Annotated in this window: 12 protein-coding genes; 9 read left to right on the top strand and 3 right to left on the bottom strand. The window is 74.6% G+C overall.

Annotation, left to right across the window (positions count from 1 at the left end):
- The first annotated feature begins 45 nt into the window (after positions 1 to 45).
- The 5 genes from AB0637_RS00250 (at position 46) to AB0637_RS00230 (ending at position 5,488) form a co-directional block, all read left to right on the top strand.
- Positions 46 to 2,292, top strand: coding sequence for a polyribonucleotide nucleotidyltransferase (locus AB0637_RS00250; RefSeq protein WP_366169125.1), 2,247 nt, complete (start codon positions 46 to 48; stop codon positions 2,290 to 2,292).
- Positions 2,293 to 2,326: 34 nt separating this feature from the next.
- Positions 2,327 to 3,667 carry a pitrilysin family protein gene (locus AB0637_RS00245; protein ID WP_366169467.1) on the top strand — a complete coding sequence of 447 codons (1,341 nt, stop codon included), beginning with the start codon at positions 2,327 to 2,329 and terminating at the stop codon, positions 3,665 to 3,667.
- Positions 3,664 to 4,422, top strand: a complete 759-nt coding sequence (gene dapB, locus AB0637_RS00240; protein WP_366169124.1) for a 4-hydroxy-tetrahydrodipicolinate reductase — start codon at positions 3,664 to 3,666, stop codon at positions 4,420 to 4,422. Before AB0637_RS00245 ends, dapB begins: the two co-directional genes overlap by 4 nt.
- An 18-nt stretch (positions 4,423 to 4,440) precedes the next feature.
- Entirely contained in the window at positions 4,441 to 4,881 is a 441-nt protein-coding gene (locus AB0637_RS00235) for a hypothetical protein (protein ID WP_366169123.1), read from the top strand.
- A gap of 139 nt (positions 4,882 to 5,020) precedes the next feature.
- Positions 5,021 to 5,488 carry a hypothetical protein gene (locus tag AB0637_RS00230; RefSeq protein WP_366169122.1) on the top strand — a complete coding sequence of 156 codons (468 nt, stop codon included), beginning with the start codon at positions 5,021 to 5,023 and terminating at the stop codon, positions 5,486 to 5,488.
- Between the two features lie 159 nt (positions 5,489 to 5,647).
- On the opposite strand, the gene AB0637_RS00225 is transcribed toward AB0637_RS00230, so the two are convergent.
- The gene (locus AB0637_RS00225; protein WP_366169120.1) at positions 5,648 to 8,002 is read right to left on the bottom strand and encodes a glycoside hydrolase family 65 protein; all 2,355 of its coding nucleotides are present in this window, start codon (positions 8,000 to 8,002) and stop codon (positions 5,648 to 5,650) included.
- On the bottom strand, positions 7,999 to 8,787 hold the full coding sequence (locus tag AB0637_RS00220; RefSeq protein ID WP_366169119.1) for a beta-phosphoglucomutase family hydrolase: 789 nt from the start codon (positions 8,785 to 8,787) through the stop codon (positions 7,999 to 8,001). Before AB0637_RS00220 ends, AB0637_RS00225 begins: the two co-directional genes overlap by 4 nt.
- 92 nt (positions 8,788 to 8,879) lie before the next feature.
- Between AB0637_RS00220 and AB0637_RS00215 the strand changes: the two genes are divergently transcribed.
- Together AB0637_RS00215 and AB0637_RS00210 are read left to right on the top strand one after the other, a co-directional pair.
- Entirely contained in the window at positions 8,880 to 10,439 is a 1,560-nt protein-coding gene (locus AB0637_RS00215) for a cation:proton antiporter (protein WP_366169118.1), read from the top strand.
- Positions 10,440 to 10,615: 176 nt separating this feature from the next.
- Positions 10,616 to 11,524 carry an NADP-dependent oxidoreductase gene (locus tag AB0637_RS00210; protein WP_366169117.1) on the top strand — a complete coding sequence of 303 codons (909 nt, stop codon included), beginning with the start codon at positions 10,616 to 10,618 and terminating at the stop codon, positions 11,522 to 11,524.
- Positions 11,525 to 11,549: 25 nt separating this feature from the next.
- Here the strand turns inward: AB0637_RS00210 and AB0637_RS00205 are convergent, their stop codons facing one another.
- Entirely contained in the window at positions 11,550 to 13,349 is a 1,800-nt protein-coding gene (locus AB0637_RS00205) for a TIM barrel protein (protein WP_366169116.1), read from the bottom strand.
- Between the two features lie 110 nt (positions 13,350 to 13,459).
- Between AB0637_RS00205 and AB0637_RS00200 the strand changes: the two genes are divergently transcribed.
- Positions 13,460 to 14,179: an HAD-IA family hydrolase gene (locus AB0637_RS00200; RefSeq protein WP_366169115.1), complete on the top strand. Its 720-nt coding sequence runs from the start codon at positions 13,460 to 13,462 to the stop codon at positions 14,177 to 14,179.
- Between the two features lie 273 nt (positions 14,180 to 14,452).
- A complete protein-coding gene (gene dapA / locus AB0637_RS00195) occupies positions 14,453 to 15,379 on the top strand; it encodes a 4-hydroxy-tetrahydrodipicolinate synthase (protein ID WP_366169114.1) in 927 nt (308 codons plus the stop codon).
- Positions 15,380 to 15,429 lie beyond the last annotated feature (50 nt).

Genomic DNA, 15,429 nt, shown 5'->3' with positions numbered 1-15,429 from the left:
AGGCCGGGGCGCGCGGGTACCGCGAGAACCCGGAGGAGGAACCCCTTGGAGGGTCCTGAGATCACCGCCGCCGAAGCCGTCATCGACAACGGCTCGTTCGGCACCCGCACCGTCCGCTTCGAGACCGGCCGCCTCGCCAAGCAGGCCGCCGGCTCCGCGAGCGTCTACCTCGACGGCGAGACGTTCCTGCTGAGCGCCACGACCGCCGGCAAGTCGCCGAAGGAGCAGTTCGACTTCTTCCCCTTGACGATCGACGTCGAGGAGCGCAGCTACGCCGCCGGGAAGATCCCCGGCTCGTTCTTCCGCCGCGAGGGTCGCCCCTCGACCGAGGCGATCCTGGCCTGCCGCCTCATCGACCGCCCGCTGCGTCCGAGCTTCGTCAAGGGCCTGCGCAACGAGGTCCAGGTCGTGGTGTCCGTCATGGCGATCCACCCCGACGACGCCTACGACGTCGTGGCCATCAACGCCGCGTCGCTGTCCACCCAGCTCTCGGGCCTGCCGTTCTCCGGCCCGGTCGGTGGCGTGCGCGTCGCGCTCATCGATGGCCAGTGGGTCGCGTTCCCGCGCCACTCCGAGCTCGAGCGCGCCGTCTTCGACATGGTCGTCGCCGGCCGCGTCGTGACCGCCGCGGACGGGTCGCAGGACGTCGCGATCATGATGGTCGAGGCCGAGGCGACCGAGGGTTCCTGGAACCTCATCAAGGACCAGGGCGCCACCGCCCCGACCGAGGAGGTCGTGGCCTCCGGTCTCGAGGCGGCCAAGCCGTTCATCGCCGAGCTGGTCCGCGCGCAGGCCGAGGTGGCCGCCACGGCCGCCAAGCCGACCGCGGCCTTCCCGACGTTCCCGGACTACGCCGACGACACCTACCAGGCCGTCTTCGACGCGTCCGCGACCGAGCTGGCCGCCGCGCTGACCATCGCCGGCAAGCAGGAGCGCGAGACCCGGATCGACGAGATCAAGGACCGCGTCAAGGGCGAGCTCGCCGAGGCCTACGCGGGCCGCGAGAAGGAGATCTCCGCCGCGTACCGCTCGGTGCAGAAGTCGCTGATCCGCCAGCGCGTCCTCAAGGACGGCGTGCGCATCGACGGCCGCGGCCTGGCCGACATCCGGACGCTGTCCGCCGAGGTCGAGGTCCTGCCCCGCGTGCACGGTTCGGCGCTGTTCGAGCGCGGCGAGACCCAGATCCTCGGGGTCACGACGCTGAACATGCTCCGCATGGAGCAGCAGCTCGACACGCTCTCGCCCGTGACGCGCAAGCGCTACATGCACAACTACAACTTCCCGCCGTACTCGACCGGTGAGACCGGTCGCGTGGGCTCGCCCAAGCGTCGCGAGATCGGGCACGGCGCCCTCGCCGAGCGCGCCCTCGTCCCCGTCCTGCCGGCCCGCGAGGAGTTCCCCTACGCGATCCGTCAGGTCTCCGAGGCACTGGGCTCCAACGGCTCCACCTCGATGGGCTCGGTCTGCGCCTCGACGCTGTCCCTGCTCAACGCGGGTGTCCCGCTGCGCGCGGCCGTCGCCGGCATCGCCATGGGCCTCATCTCCGACACCGTCGACGGTGAGACCCGCTACGCGGCGCTCACCGACATCCTCGGTGCGGAGGACGCGTTCGGGGACATGGACTTCAAGGTCGCCGGGACGAAGGAGTTCGTCACCGCGATCCAGCTCGACACCAAGCTCGACGGGATTCCCGCCTCGGTCCTGGCCGGGGCGCTGACCCAGGCCCGCGACGCGCGCCTCTACATCCTGGACGTCATGGCCGAGGCCATCGACACCCCGGACGAGATGTCGCCGACCGCGCCGCGGATCATCACCGTCAAGGTCCCCGTGGACAAGATCGGCGAGGTCATCGGGCCCAAGGGCAAGATGATCAACCAGATCCAGGAGGACACCGGCGCCGACATCTCCATCGAGGACGACGGCACGGTGTTCATCGGGGCCGTCGACGGTCCCTCGGCGGAGGCGGCCCGCGCAGCGGTCAACGCCATCGCCAACCCGACGATGCCCGAGGTCGGCGAGCGCTACCTCGGCACCGTCGTCAAGACGACGACCTTCGGCGCGTTCGTCTCGCTCATGCCCGGCAAGGACGGCCTGCTGCACATCTCGCAGCTGCGCAAGCTGTCCGGTGGCAAGCGCGTGGACAACGTCGAGGACGTCGTCTCGGTGGGCCAGAAGGTCCAGGTGGAGATCGCCGAGATCGACCCGCGCGGCAAGCTGTCGCTCGTGCCGGTCGTCGCCGAGGACGCCGCGGCCGAGGGTTCCGCCGACGCCGCCGAGACGGCCGACGCCTGACGTGACGTCGAACCCGACCGGGAACCCCGTCGAGCTGCCCACCGTGGCGGCCGGCGGGGTTCCCGCTACCACCGTCCTGTCGGACTCCGGCGGGGCCCTCGTGACGCGCACCGTGCTGCCCTGCGGGGCGCGCGTGCTCACCGAGGCGATGCCGGGCCAGCGCTCGGCGAGCATCGGTTGCTGGGTCGGTGTCGGTTCGCGCGACGAGACGAAGGGCCACTTCGGCTCGACGCACTTCCTCGAGCACCTGCTCTTCAAGGGCACCGAACGGCGCGACGCGATGGACATCGCCTCCGCCTTCGACGCCGTCGGCGGTGAGGCGAACGCGGCCACCGGCAAGGAGCACACGACGTACTACGCGCGCGTGCTCGACACCGACCTGCCGATGGCCATCGACGTCGTGACCGACATGGTCACCTCCGCCGTCCTGGACGACGACGACTTCACCAGCGAACGCGAGGTCATCCTCGAGGAGCTGGCGATGAACGACGACGACCCGGGTGACGTGGCGCACGAGCGCTTCGCCGAGCTCGTCCTCGGCGAGCACCCGCTGGCCCGGCCCATCGGGGGCACCCCCGACACCATCCGGGCCGTGGGCCGCGACGACGTGTGGGCGCACTACCGCGAGCACTACCAGCCCTCGACGCTCGTCTTCACCGCCGCCGGTGGGCTCGACCACGACGAGGTCGTCGCGACGGTGCAGCGCGAGCTGGACCGGGCCGCCGGCGACCTCGGGCAGGCCGCGCCGCGTGCGCGCCGGGTCTCGGGGGAGGTGGCCGGCGGTCTGGACCGCGGGCGCGCCCTCGTGGTCGACCGGCAGACCGAGCAGGCGCACGTCCTGCTGGGGATGACCGGCATCACCGCCACGGACCCGCGCCGGTTCACGCTGTCGGTGCTCAACGCCGTGCTCGGGGGCGGGATGAGCTCCCGGTTGTTCCAGGAGGTGCGCGAGAAGCGCGGCCTGGCCTACTCGGTGTACTCGTTCAACGCGAACTACGCCGACTCCGGCTACGTCGGCCTCTACGCCGGGTGCTCCCCGGCGAAGGCGGCCCAGGTCAGCGACCTCATGCTCGCCGAGCTCGTGAAGCTCGGCGAGGCGCCGCTGGAGGCCGAGGAGCTGGCCCGCGGCATCGGTCAGCTCACGGGTGGTCTCGTGCTGGGCCTGGAGGACTCCGGGTCGCGCATGAACCGCCTCGGCAAGTCCGAGCTGACCCACGGGCAGTTCCTCGACGTCGACGCCGTCCTGGCCCGCATCCGGTCCGTGAGCGCCGAGGAGGTCCAGGCCATGGCCGCGGACCTGCTGGCGCGTCCGCGGTCGGTCACCGTCGTCGGCCCGTTCGGCGACGACACGGGCTTCACCGGGGTCGTCCAGTGACGAGCCCGGCGCCGGTCCCGGTGAAGGTGTCGGTGGCGGGGGCGCGCGGGCGGATGGGTTCGCTCGCCGCCGCCGCCGTCGAGGCCGCGCCGGACCTCGAGCTCGTCGCCGCCCTCGGCCGGGGCGACGACCTCGCCGCCGCGGCCGGCAGCGACGTGTTCGTCGACCTCACCGTGCCCGACCAGGTCATGGCCAACGTCGAGTGGGCGCTCGGGCAGGGGATGCACGTCGTCACGGGCACGACGGGGTTCACCCCCGAACGCGTCGAGCAGGTGACCGCCTGGGCGGACGCCGCGCAGCGCAACGTCCTGGTGGCGACGAACTTCGGCATCGGTGCCGTCCTCGTCATGCAGCTGGCGGCCAAGGCCGCCCGGTTCTTCGAGTCCGTCGAGGTCGTCGAGCTGCACCACCCGGACAAGGTCGACGCCCCGAGCGGGTCGGCGATCCGCACGGCCCGGCTCATCGCCGCCGCCCGCGCCGACGCCGGACTCGGCGACGTGCCCGACGCCACGACGAGCGAGCTGCCCGGGGCGCGCGGGGCCGTCGTCGACGGCATCCACGTGCACGCCGTCCGGATGCGGGGGATGACCGCGCACCAGGAGGTCGTCCTCGGCGGTCCGGGGGAGACCCTGACCCTGCGCGACGACACCTACGACCGGGCCGCGTACATGCCCGGTCTGCTCGTCGGCGTGCGTCAGGTGGCCTCCCGTCCCGGTGTCACCGTCGGCCTCGAGCACTACCTCGACCTGGACTGAGGCGGAGCAGTGGCAGGCGTGCGCACCAAGGTCGTCATCGCGGTCAGCGTGGCGGCGCTGCTGTTCTACTTCGTCTTCCTCGGCCGGCTCGGCTACGAGCTGATCCGCACCGGGGAGTGGGCCGGGATCGCCCTGGGCGTCGCCCTCTTCCTGCTGCCGGTCGTCGGGTTGTGGGCCGTCGTGCGCGAGCTGATGTTCGGGCTGGCCACCGAACGGCTCGGCCGGGAGCTCGCCGAGCGCGGTGAGCTGCCCACCGACGACCTCGAACGCACCGCGGCCGGACGCATCGACCGGGCCGCCGGGGCCCGGGAGTGGGAGCAGGCGAAGGCCGAGGTCGAGGTCTCCCCGCAGGACGCGGGCGCCTGGTACCGCCTCGCGATCGCCTACGACGCGGCCGGCGACCGCCGGCGCGGTCGCGCCGCCGCCCGGCACGCCGTGAAGCTGCACCGCACCCCCTGACCACACCCCCACCCACCCCCTCGCCCACCCCGACCTCGCGCGGAAAACACTCTTCCCGCCCTGTGCAGGGCGTTCTGAGGGCGGAAATAGTGTTTTCCGCGCGGGACGCGGACGCTGAGTTGTGGCTACGCTACGGAGCGTGGTCTCCTCCGCAGAGCCGACCGGCGCCTGGACCGGCGAGAACGCGTTCCGCCTGCTGCCCGAGGACCCGCCGCACGCGGCCTCCGCGACCGCGGCGGTCCAGGTGAGCGGCACGATGACGACCGTCGGCTACACCTGGGAGCACCCCGCCGACGGACCCCAGGTCGGGCTGCTGACGCTCGGCCCCGGGCCGGCCGACGAGGCCGCGACCGGCGCACCCGTCGTCGCGTTGTGGGGCGACTCCTGGCACCAGGCACCCGAGGCCCGCGTCCTCACCGGACGCGTCGTGGACGACGGGTCCGGGCGGCGCGAGGTCACCGTCGGGTACGAGTACGCCGAGCGGGAGTGGCGCTGGGAGGTCGTGCTCACGACGGCCCCCGACACGCTCGAGCTGCGGATGGACAACGTCCCGCTCACCGACGGCGAGCGCTACGCCGCCATGACGGCCACCTTCGCCCGCCCCTGACCCACCCCTGCGCGGAAAAAACTCTTTCCGCCCTTCAGGCCGCTCTTGAAGGGCGGAAAGAGTGTTTTCCGCGCGGCCCTGGCGCCGCGGGGTGGCGCTGGGTAGCGGGGCGGGGTGCGCGGGTGGGGTGCGCGGGTGGGGTGCCTCAGGTGAGGTGCCTCAGGCGGGGTGGTCGCGGTGGTGGGGGGCGCGGCCGGGGGGCTGGACGGGCCGGGGCAGCAGCGGGGTCAGCGTCGTCAGCGGCCGGGTCACCGGCTCCCCGGAACGGATCGTCAGTTCTTCGTCGCCGTGGCGCAGCTCGACGCTCGAGCCGTGGTCGCGGACGGTGTACGTCACGGCGTCGGGGTGGACGTCGACGCAGAGCTTGGCCTCGCGCCAGCGCAGCGTGAACCGCAGCCGCGTCACCCCGGACGGCAGGTGCGGGTCGAACCGCAGGGTGCCACCGGTGTCCCGCATCCCGCCGAGGCCGTGCACGAGCGCGAGCCACGTCCCGGCGAGGGACGCCATGTGCAACCCGTCCCCGGTGTTGTGGTGCAGGTCCCGCAGGTCGACCGTCGCGGCCTCGTAGACGTAGTCGTGGGCCAGTTCCAGGTGCCCGACCTCCGCCGCCGTGATCGCCTGCACCGCAGCGGACAACGAGGAGTCCCGGACGGTCCGGCGCTCGTAGTAGTCGACGGCGCGCGCCTTCTCCTCGAGCGTGAAGGCGTCCGGGAACCAGAACAGCGCCATCTGCAGGTCGGCCTGTTTGACGACCTGCCGCCGGTAGAGGTCGAAGTAGGGGGAGTGCAGGAGCAGGGGGTACTCCTGGTGCGCCGCGAAGTCCCACTCCGGACGCTGCGTGAACCCCTCGCACTGCTGGTGGACGCGCAGGTCCTCGTCGTAGGGGAGGACGACCGCGCCGGCCGCGTCCCGCCAGCTCGCCTGCTCCTCCAGGTCCACCCCGAGGGACCGCGCGAGGTCCGGCTGCCGCCCGCACGCCTCGGCGGCGGCGTGCAGGTTCTGCGCCGCCGCGAGGTTGGTGAAGACGTTGTCGACGACGACGGCCGTGTACTCGTCGGGTCCCGTCACCCCCGCCAGGTGCCAGCCGCCGCGGGTGTCGTGGTGCCCCAGCGACATCCACAGCCGGGCTGTCTCGACGAGGACGAGCAGCCCGCCGTCCACCTCGAGGTCCTCGCTGCCGGTGGCCACCCGGTACCGCTCGACCGCGGCGGCGATGTCGGCGTTGACGTGGAACGCGGCGGTGCCCGCGGGCCAGTACCCGCTGGACTCCTGCCCGCGGATCGTGCGCCACGGGAACGCCGCCCCGCGCAAGCCCAGTTCCGCGGCCCGCTGCCGGGCCGCCTCGACCGTGCGGGCACGCCAGCGCAGCGCGTCCGCGGCGGCCTGCGGCGCGGTGTACGTCAGCACCGGCAGCACGTAGGCCTCGGTGTCCCAGAAGACGTGCCCGTCGTACCCGGGTCCCGTCAGCCCCTTGGCCGCGATCCCGCGCTGCTCGGCGCGGGCACCGGCCTGCAGGACGTGGAACAGCGCGAACCGCACGGCCTGCTGGACCTCGGCGTCGCCCTCGACCTCGACGTCGGCCGCGTCCCAGAACTCGTCGAGGTACTCGTGCTGCTCGGCGAGCATGCCGGCGAAACCGGTGAACCGGGCCCCCGACAGCGCCCCCGCCACCTGGTCGCGCAGGGCGGGGGTGGAGCGCCACGCCGACCAGCCGTACGCGAGGAACTTCGTCAGTCGCAGTTCCTGCCCGGGCTCCAGGGCCGACACCACGGTCGTGCGCGCCCAGTCGGGGGCGTCGTGCGTCTCGACCTCCGTGCGCCCGGGGGCCTGGACGTGGTTCTCCATGCCCGCCGCCATCTGCAGCCCGCTGACGCGGGTGCGGTGCACCAGCGTCGCCCCGGCCGTGCCGGAGTCGCTCTCGACGGCCTCCAGGGGGGAGCTCAGGACGGCCGCGACCCGCGGGTCCTCGGACTGCTCGGGCATCGCGGCGTTGGCGACGAGTTCGGACTGCAGGGTCACGCGGATCGGCTGGTCGACGGCCTCGACGACGTACTCCAGCGCGGCGCACGCTCGCTGCACGAACGACACCAACCGCGTCGAGCGCACCCGGATCCGCTTGCCCGCCGGGGACGTCCACTCGGCCGTGCGCACGAGCGTCCCGGCCCGCAGGTCCAGGACGCGCTCGTGGGAGTGCAGCGTGCCGTAGCGGACGTCGAACGGTTCGTCGTCGACGAACAACCGCACGAGCTTGCCGTCGGTGACGTTGACGACCGTCTGACCGACCTCGGGGTAGCCGTACCCGGCCTCGGCGTACGGCAGCGGGCGCTCCTCGTGGAAGGAGTTCAGGTAGGTGCCCGGCAGACCGTGCGGTTCCCCCTCGTCGAGGTTCCCGCGGAACCCGATGTGCCCGTTGGACAGGGCGAACACGGACTCCGACGACCCGAGCAGGTCCAGCACGAGCTGCGTCTCCCGGACCTGCCACGGTTCGACGGGGAAGGTGTCCTGGGCGATCACGACGTCGCCCCGAGCAGTTCGGCGAGGTCGGTCACGACGACGGTGGCGCCGTGCTCGCGCAGCGCCGCCGCGTGCTCCGAGCCCGACCCCCGGCCCGACCCCCGGCCCGACCGGTCCACCCCCACGACGGCCCCGAACCCGCCGGCCCGGCCCGCGGCGACCCCGGACAACGCGTCCTCGAACACCGCCGCCGCCCCGGGGTCGACCCCGAGCGCGCGGGCCCCGGCGAGGTAGCTGTCGGGGGCGGGTTTGCCGGCGATGTGCTCCTCGGCCAGCGTCACCCCGTCCACGCGTTCCTCCACGAGCTCGGCCAGCCCCGTCACCTCCAGCACCTGCCGGGTGTTCGCGCTGGAGGACACGACGGCCCGGCGCAGCCCTGCGTCCCGGGCGGCCTGCAGGTACCGGCGCGACCCCTCGAACACCTCGACGCCGTCGGTCTCGATGCGCCGCAGCAGGTCCTCGTTCTTGCGGTTCCCCAGCCCCGCGACCGTGGTGTCCGCGTAGGCCTGGTCGACCGGGTCGTCGGGCGCACCCTCCGGCAGCGAGATCCCGCGCGAGGCGAGGAAGTCTCGCACGCCGTCGGCGCGGGGTTTGCCGTCGACGAACGTCGCGTAGTCCTCGTCGGGGTCGAAGGCGCGGAACTCCTCCCCGGTGTGCTCGGCGTGCGCCCGCAGGAACGCGTCGAACGTCGCCGTCCAGGCCCGGTCGTGGACGGCGGCCGTGTCGGTGAGCACGCCGTCGAGGTCGAACAGGAGCGCGGTCACGTGGTCAGGCAGTCCCAGCACGCCCCGACCCTAGGAGCGCCGGTCCGGCCCCGCAGGTCGGCGGGGCGTGCTCCACCCGGCGCACGTCCGGGACCCGGGTGAGGATCAGGCCCGTGGATGTCGTCGTTCTGCTCGGCCTGCTCCTGCTGGGGATCGTGGTCCTCACCCCGCTGGCCGGCCGGGTGGGCGTCCCGCAACCGATCGCGCTGACCCTGTTCGGCCTGCTGCTGGCCCTCGTGCCCGCCGTCCCGACCCCGCAGGTGCCGCCGGAGGTGATCCTGCCGCTCGTCCTGCCGCCGCTGCTCTTCGCGCAGACCCTGCGCGGGTCGGTGCGGGACCTGCGCGCCGACGCGCGCGCCGTGACGGTCCTCGCCGTCGTCCTCACCGCCCTCAGCGCCGCGGCCGTCGCGGGGACGGCCCACCTGTTCGGCCTGCCGTGGGCGGTCGCCGTCGTGCTGGGCGCCGTCGTCGCGCCCCCCGACCCGGTGGCGGCGACGGCCGTGGCCCGCAAGCTCCGGCTGCCCCCGCGGCTGGTCACCGTGCTGGAGGGCGAGGGGCAGTTCAACGACGCGACCGCGCTGACGACCTACCAGGTGGCGCTCATCGCCGTCGTGGCCGGCGGGATCGGGGTGACGGAGGTCGGGTGGCGGTTCGCGCTGCAGGTCCTCGGGGGGACGGCCGTGGGCCTCGCCGGGGGGATCGCGGCCCGGGCCGGGCTGTCCCGGCTCTCCGACGCCTCCGTCGAGACGACGATCACGCTGGCGCTGCCCTTCGGGGTCTACCTCGTCGCCGACGCCCTGGAGTCCTCCGGCGTGCTGGCGGTGCTGGCGGCCGGGTACTTCCTGCGCTCGCGCGGTCAGGGCGCCACGACGTCGGCGGGCTGGGTGCTGGGCCGGTCCGTCTGGCGCTACGTCGACTTCCTCGTCACCGGGCTGCTCTTCGGGTTCCTCGGCCTGGAGCTGACGACCGCCCTGGAGGACACGTCCCAGCTCGGCAACGGGCACGCGCTGGTCCTCGCGGTGGCGGTCGTGGGCGTGCTCGTCGTCGTCCGCGCGCTCGTCGTGCACGGCGCCTCGGCGCTCGCCGGCCGGCAGGCGCGGCGCCGGGGGTCGGCCACGCCCGCGGGCTGGCGGGAGGCCACGGTGGCGTCCTGGGCGGGCATGCGGGGCGTCGTCACCGTCGCGACAGCGCTCGCCCTGCCCCTGACCGGGGCGGACGGGCCCTTCCCGTACCGCTCGGAGGTGGTGCTCGTCGCGCTCGTCACCGTGCTCCTGACGCTCGTCGTGCAGGGCCTGACGCTGGCACCCCTCGTCCGGCTGCTGGGCGTGGGAGCACCGGGGTCCGCCGACGAGGACACCCGCCGGCTGCGGCGCGACGCCACGCAGGCGGCGCTGCGGGCCGTCCAGGACGCGGCGGGGGTGGGGGAGCGGGCCCGGAGCACGGCGACGACGCGGTACCGCGCCCGGCTGGCGCACCAGAACCGGATCGTCGGCCTGTTCGACGAGGGGGAGGACGAACCGGAGGCCGTCGAGGAGCTCGGCCGGCTCATGGTGGCCGCGACCGACGCCGAACGGGACGTCGTCCAGCGGGCCCGCCAGGCCGGCGAGGTCAGCCCCGCCGTCGCCGACAGCGTCCTGCTCGACGTCGAGGCGCGGGCCGCGCGCTACGAGTGAGGGACCGCGGACGACCAGCCGGCGCCCGGCGGTCCAGCGCCACGACAGCGTGCAGTGCCCGTCGCCGCACGCTGCGGTCGGCTCCGGGGTGCGGACGGCCCACGACGACGTCGCGGACCACCCGCCCAGCACAGCACAGGCTTGCCCCGCTCCCTCCCTTCGGACAGGCTGCGCGCGTGAGCAGAGTCGTCCGCTTCGAGCGGTGGGGTGGTCCGGACGTCCTGCGGGTCGTCGACGTCCCCGCCCGTCGTCCCGGCCCGGACGAGGTCCAGGTGACCGTCCGCGCCTCCGGGGTGACGGCGGGGGAGTCCGCCGCCCGCGAGGGGGCCCTCGCCGAGCTGTACCCCCGGGCGTTCCCCGCGAGCACGGGGTCGGAGTTCGCGGGTGTCGTCACGGACGTCGGTGCGCGCGTGCGCCGGTTCACCGTCGGTGACGAGGTGCTCGGCTGGAGCCCGGACCAGGGCGGGCACGCCGACGTCGTCGTGGTCCCGGAGGGCTCGCTGGTGACCAAGCCCGCGGCCGTGTCGTGGGAGGTCGCGGGCGCCCTCTACGTCGCCGGGGTGACCGCCTGGACGTGCGTGGAGTCGACCGGGGTGCGCGACGGCGACGTCGTCCTCGTCGTCGGTGCGGCCTCCGACGTCGGCACGCTCGCGGTGCAGCTGGCCCGGTTGTGCGGGGCCGGGGTCGTCGGGGTGGCCGAGGAGGTCCACCACGAGTGGCTGCACGCCCACGGCGCCGACGCCGTCGCCCCCGCCGACGCGGGCGCGCTGGCCCGGGCCGTGCACGGGCGCGCCGGGCGCGTCGACGTCGTCCTGGACACCACGGGGGCCGACGTCGAGCACCTCGCCGAGGCGCTCGGGGTGTCCGCGCAGCGGTGCGTCGCGACGCTGCCGCTCGAGGCCGACCTGGAGTTCGGGCAGGGCGCCCCGAGCCGGGGCGAGGTCCTGACCGAACTGGTGGAGCTCGTCGCCACGGGCCGGCTGCACGTGCCCATCGCCGGGTCCTTCCCGCTCGACGCCGTCGTCGAGGCGTTCGCGACGGCCGAACGCCCGCACCGGCAGGGCCGGATCGTGCTGCTGCCCTGACAGCCCGCGACCGTCCTGTCGCGGGTCAGTCCCCCCCGGGCAGGGCGCGCTGGGCGGCGAGACGCACGGACGTGTTCGACGCCCCGAACCCCGCGTAGCCACCGCGGCGTTCGACGACCTCGACGAAGAACTCCCGGCTCACCGACCGCGCGAAGAACTGCAGGAACTCCCCGCCGGCGGCGTCCCGGTCGTAGAGGATCCCGTTGCGGCGCAAGGCTGCGGCGAACTCCGGGTCGAGGTCGAAACGGGCCTCGACGTCGTCGTGGTAGTTCTCCGGCACGGGCAGCGCCCGCCCGCCGGCGGCGAGGAACCCCTCGACGACGGCGAACAGGTCCTCGGTCGCGAAGGCCACGTGGGCCGCCGCCAGGGGGCGTCCGCGCAACGTCGCCGAGGTCGGCCCGACGTTGAGCGCGATGCGCACGGGGGAGGCCGGGGACGTGTGCGCCCGCGAGCGCACGAGACCGTCCGGGGCCGCGATCTCCGACAGCTCGCCCGCTTCCAGGCCCAGCACGGCCGTGAGGAACAGCCCGGCCGCGTCGAACCCGGCGAACGGCTGGGTGAGCGTCACGTGGTCGATCCCCGTGAACGCGCCCGGGCCCGGCGGGGAGTCCGCGGGCGCCGGGACGGGCAGGAAGTCGTCCTGCCAGTCCGGGGACGTGCCGCAGAACTGCACCCACGTGCCGTCGGGGGCGACGAGGGAGGGGATCTCCGCCTCGCCCGGGCCCACGGGCCGGTGCACGAGGGGTGCCAGCAGGTCGCGGGCGCGCTCGGCCAGGACGTGCGGCTGGTCCACCTCCAGCCCCAGGGAGGACAACCGCGCCCGGTCCTGCGCCGAGCGCCGGTTCACCACGACGCGGACCGGCCCCCGCGTCCACAGGTCCACCTCGCCGCGACGGTGCGTCCCGCTGCGCCGCAACCCGAACGCCGCCAGCAGCGCTTCCAGGTCGGGCACCCCGGCCCCGGTCGCGGCGACCTCCACGAAGGCCCAGTCGCGCGGGACGGGCGCCGCCGGCAGCGTGCCGGGCACCGTGCGGTCGGCGAGGTAGCGCAGCGAGCGCAGGGCGTCGACGGCGGTGCGGCCCGGGTCGGCCTGCCGGTACAGGTCGTTGAAGACCTCCAGCGAGACGGGTCCGTCGTACCCCGAGGCCGCCACGGCCCGCTGGAACCGCGCGAGGTCGAAACCGCCCTGGCCCGGGAACAGGCGGTGGTGCCGGGACCACGGCAGGACGTCCATGCCGAGCAGCGGCGCGTCGGCGACCTGGCAGAAGAACAGGCGGTCGAGGTGGGCGATGTCGTCCGGGTCGTCACCGCGGGAGAGCACGTGGAAGGAGTCGACGCACGTGCCCAGCGCGGGGTGGTCGGCGAGCGCCACGACGCGGGCGCCGTGCCGGTAGTCGGACACGTGGGCGCCCCACGCGAGCGCCTCGTACGCCAGCCGCACGCCCGCGGCGGCCGCGTCGTCGGCCAGCGCGCTCAGCTGGGCGGCCAGCTCGTCGTCGTCGCGGACGGCCCCGGCGTGCACCGAGGAGCACACGAGCACGAGGTCGCAGCCGAGGTCGCGCACGACGGACAGCTTGCGGCGCAGGCGCTCGCGGACGCGGGTGGCGCGGGTGGGGTCGACGTCGTCGGGGTCGCGGAACGGCTGGTAGAGCGCGATGCGCACCCCGAGGTCGGCGGCCAGGGCCCGGACCTGCGCGGGTCGCAGGGGGCTCGTGACGAGGTCGGGTTCGAACACCTCGACGGCGTCGAACCCGGCCGCGGCGGCGGCCCGCAGCTTCTCCGGCAGGGTCCCGGCGAGGCTGACGGTCGCGATGGAGGTCCGCACGCCCCCACCCTGCCACTGTGCCCCGCCCCCGGTCTCGTCCCCGTTCTCGTCCCCGTTCTCGTCCCGGGCGGGCCCCGGGTGGTCTTCGGGGAGGGTCGTAGGGTGCGGCGGTGGAACCCCGTCCCCCCGCCACCCCGTCCTCGCCCTCGTCCTCTGCGCCCGAGGGCGCCGCCCCGGCCGCCGTCCTGGACCGCACCTTCGCCGCCGTGCTGTTCGACATGGACGGCACGCTCGTGGACTCCACGGCCGCCGTGGAGCGGTCCTGGACGACGTGGGCGGTCGAGCACGGGGTGAGCGGGGAGCAGCTGCTGGCGGCGAACGGGCACGGCCGTCCCGCGCCCGAGATCGTCGCCGACCTCGTCGGCGCCGAGGCCTACCCGGCGGCCGCGGCCCGCATCACCGAGCTGGAGGTGACCGACGTCGCCGACATCGTCCAGCTGCCGGGCGTGGCGGAGGTGCTCTCGGGCCTGCCGTCGGCGCGCTGGGCCGTGGTCACGTCGTGCTCGGCGCCGCTGGCCGACGCCCGCCGGCACGCCGCGGGTCTGCCCGACCCGTCCGTGCTCGTCACCTTCGACGACGTGGCGCAGGGCAAACCGGCGCCCGACTGCTTCCTGCTGGGCGCGGCCCGGCTCGGCGTCGACCCGGCCGACTGCCTCGTGGTGGAGGACGCCCCCGCGGGGCTGGCCGCCGCGCGGGGCGCCGGCTGCGCCACCCTCGCGGTCCGCACGACCCACCCGCAGGGGCCCCTCGACGGCGACCTCGTGGTCCCGCTGCTCTCGGCCGTGCGCCTGGACGCCGGTCCCGACGGGGTCCGCGTCGTCCTGCGCTGAGCCGTTCCGGGCCCGCCGCGGCGCGCGGAGGTGTAACGCGGGCGGCCCCGGGCTCGATGACCACCCCGGAACCCGGTCGCTGCCCGGACCCCCGAGCGGGCAGCGACCGGGTCTCCCCACGTCCGGCCCTGCGCGGCTGACCACCGCCGCCCCCTCCCACGGCCCGCTCCGCGGCCCACCAGCACCGCCCACCAGCACGGTGACGTCGCACGACGCGGCACGGTGGCGCGAGCGGTGAGCAGGTGCGCAGCCCCGTCGCGGTAACCTCGGCCCATGCCCACCGCCACCGCTGCAGTGCCTCCCCGTCCGTTCGGGACGGTGCTGAGCGCGATGGTCACCCCCTTCCGCCCGGACGGGTCCCTGGACCTGGCCGCCGCGGGCGCGCTGGCCGAGCACCTCGTCGCCACCGGCCACGACGGTCTCGTCGTCAGCGGGACGACGGGGGAGTCGCCCACCACGTCGGACGAGGAGAAGTACGCGCTGCTGCGCACCGTCCTCGACGCGGTCGGCGAGCGGGCCACTGTCCTCGCCGGGGTGGGCACCAATGACACGCGGCACACGGTCGAGCTGGCCCGCGCCGCCGAGAAGGCGGGGGCGCACGGCCTCCTCGTCGTCACGCCGTACTACAACAAGCCCCCGCAGGCCGCCGTGCTCGCGCACTTCACGACGGTCGCGGACGCCACGGGCCTGCCCGTGATGCTCTACGACATCCCCGCCCGCTCGGGCGTGCCCATCGAGACCGAGACGCTCGTCCGGGCCGCCGAGCACGAGCGGATCGTCGCGGTGAAGGACGCCAAGAGCGACCTGTACTCCACGTCCCAGGTCCTGGCCCGCACCGACCTGGCCTACTACTCCGGCGAGGACGCCCTCAACCTGCCCCTGCTGACCCTCGGCGGGTCCGGGATCGTCTCCGTCGTGAGCCACGTCGCCGGCCGCGAGTACGCACGCATGGTGGCCGCCGTCGACGCCGGGGACCTCCGGACCGCGCGGACCGTCAACGCCCAGCTGCTGCCCGCCGTCCGCGGGATCATGACGCGCACCCAGGGCGCCGTGGCCGTCAAGGCCGCCCTGGAGCTCACCGGTGTCCTGTCCGGTCGCACGGTGCGCCAGCCCCTGCTGCCCGCGTCGTCCGACGAGGTCGAGGCCATCGCCGCCGACCTCGCCCTGGCCGGTCTCGTCCCGGGTCGCCCGGACGCCTGACCGGACCCCACCAGACCTCAGCCCCACCCGATCGACCGTCGCGGCCCCCG

It is taken from the genome of Kineococcus sp. NPDC059986 (genome assembly GCF_040702905.1).
Taxonomy (GTDB): Bacteria; Actinomycetota; Actinomycetes; order Actinomycetales; family Kineococcaceae; genus Kineococcus.
The sequence above is the reverse complement of the archived record's forward strand: the minus strand, read 5'-3'. Positions and strand labels throughout refer to the sequence as shown.

Bases quoted from the DNA above. Each gene is read 5' to 3' on its own strand.
- dapA (WP_366169114.1), top strand. From the start codon at position 14,453: ATGCCCACCGCCACCGCTGCAGTGCCTCCCCGTCCGTTCGGGACGGTG.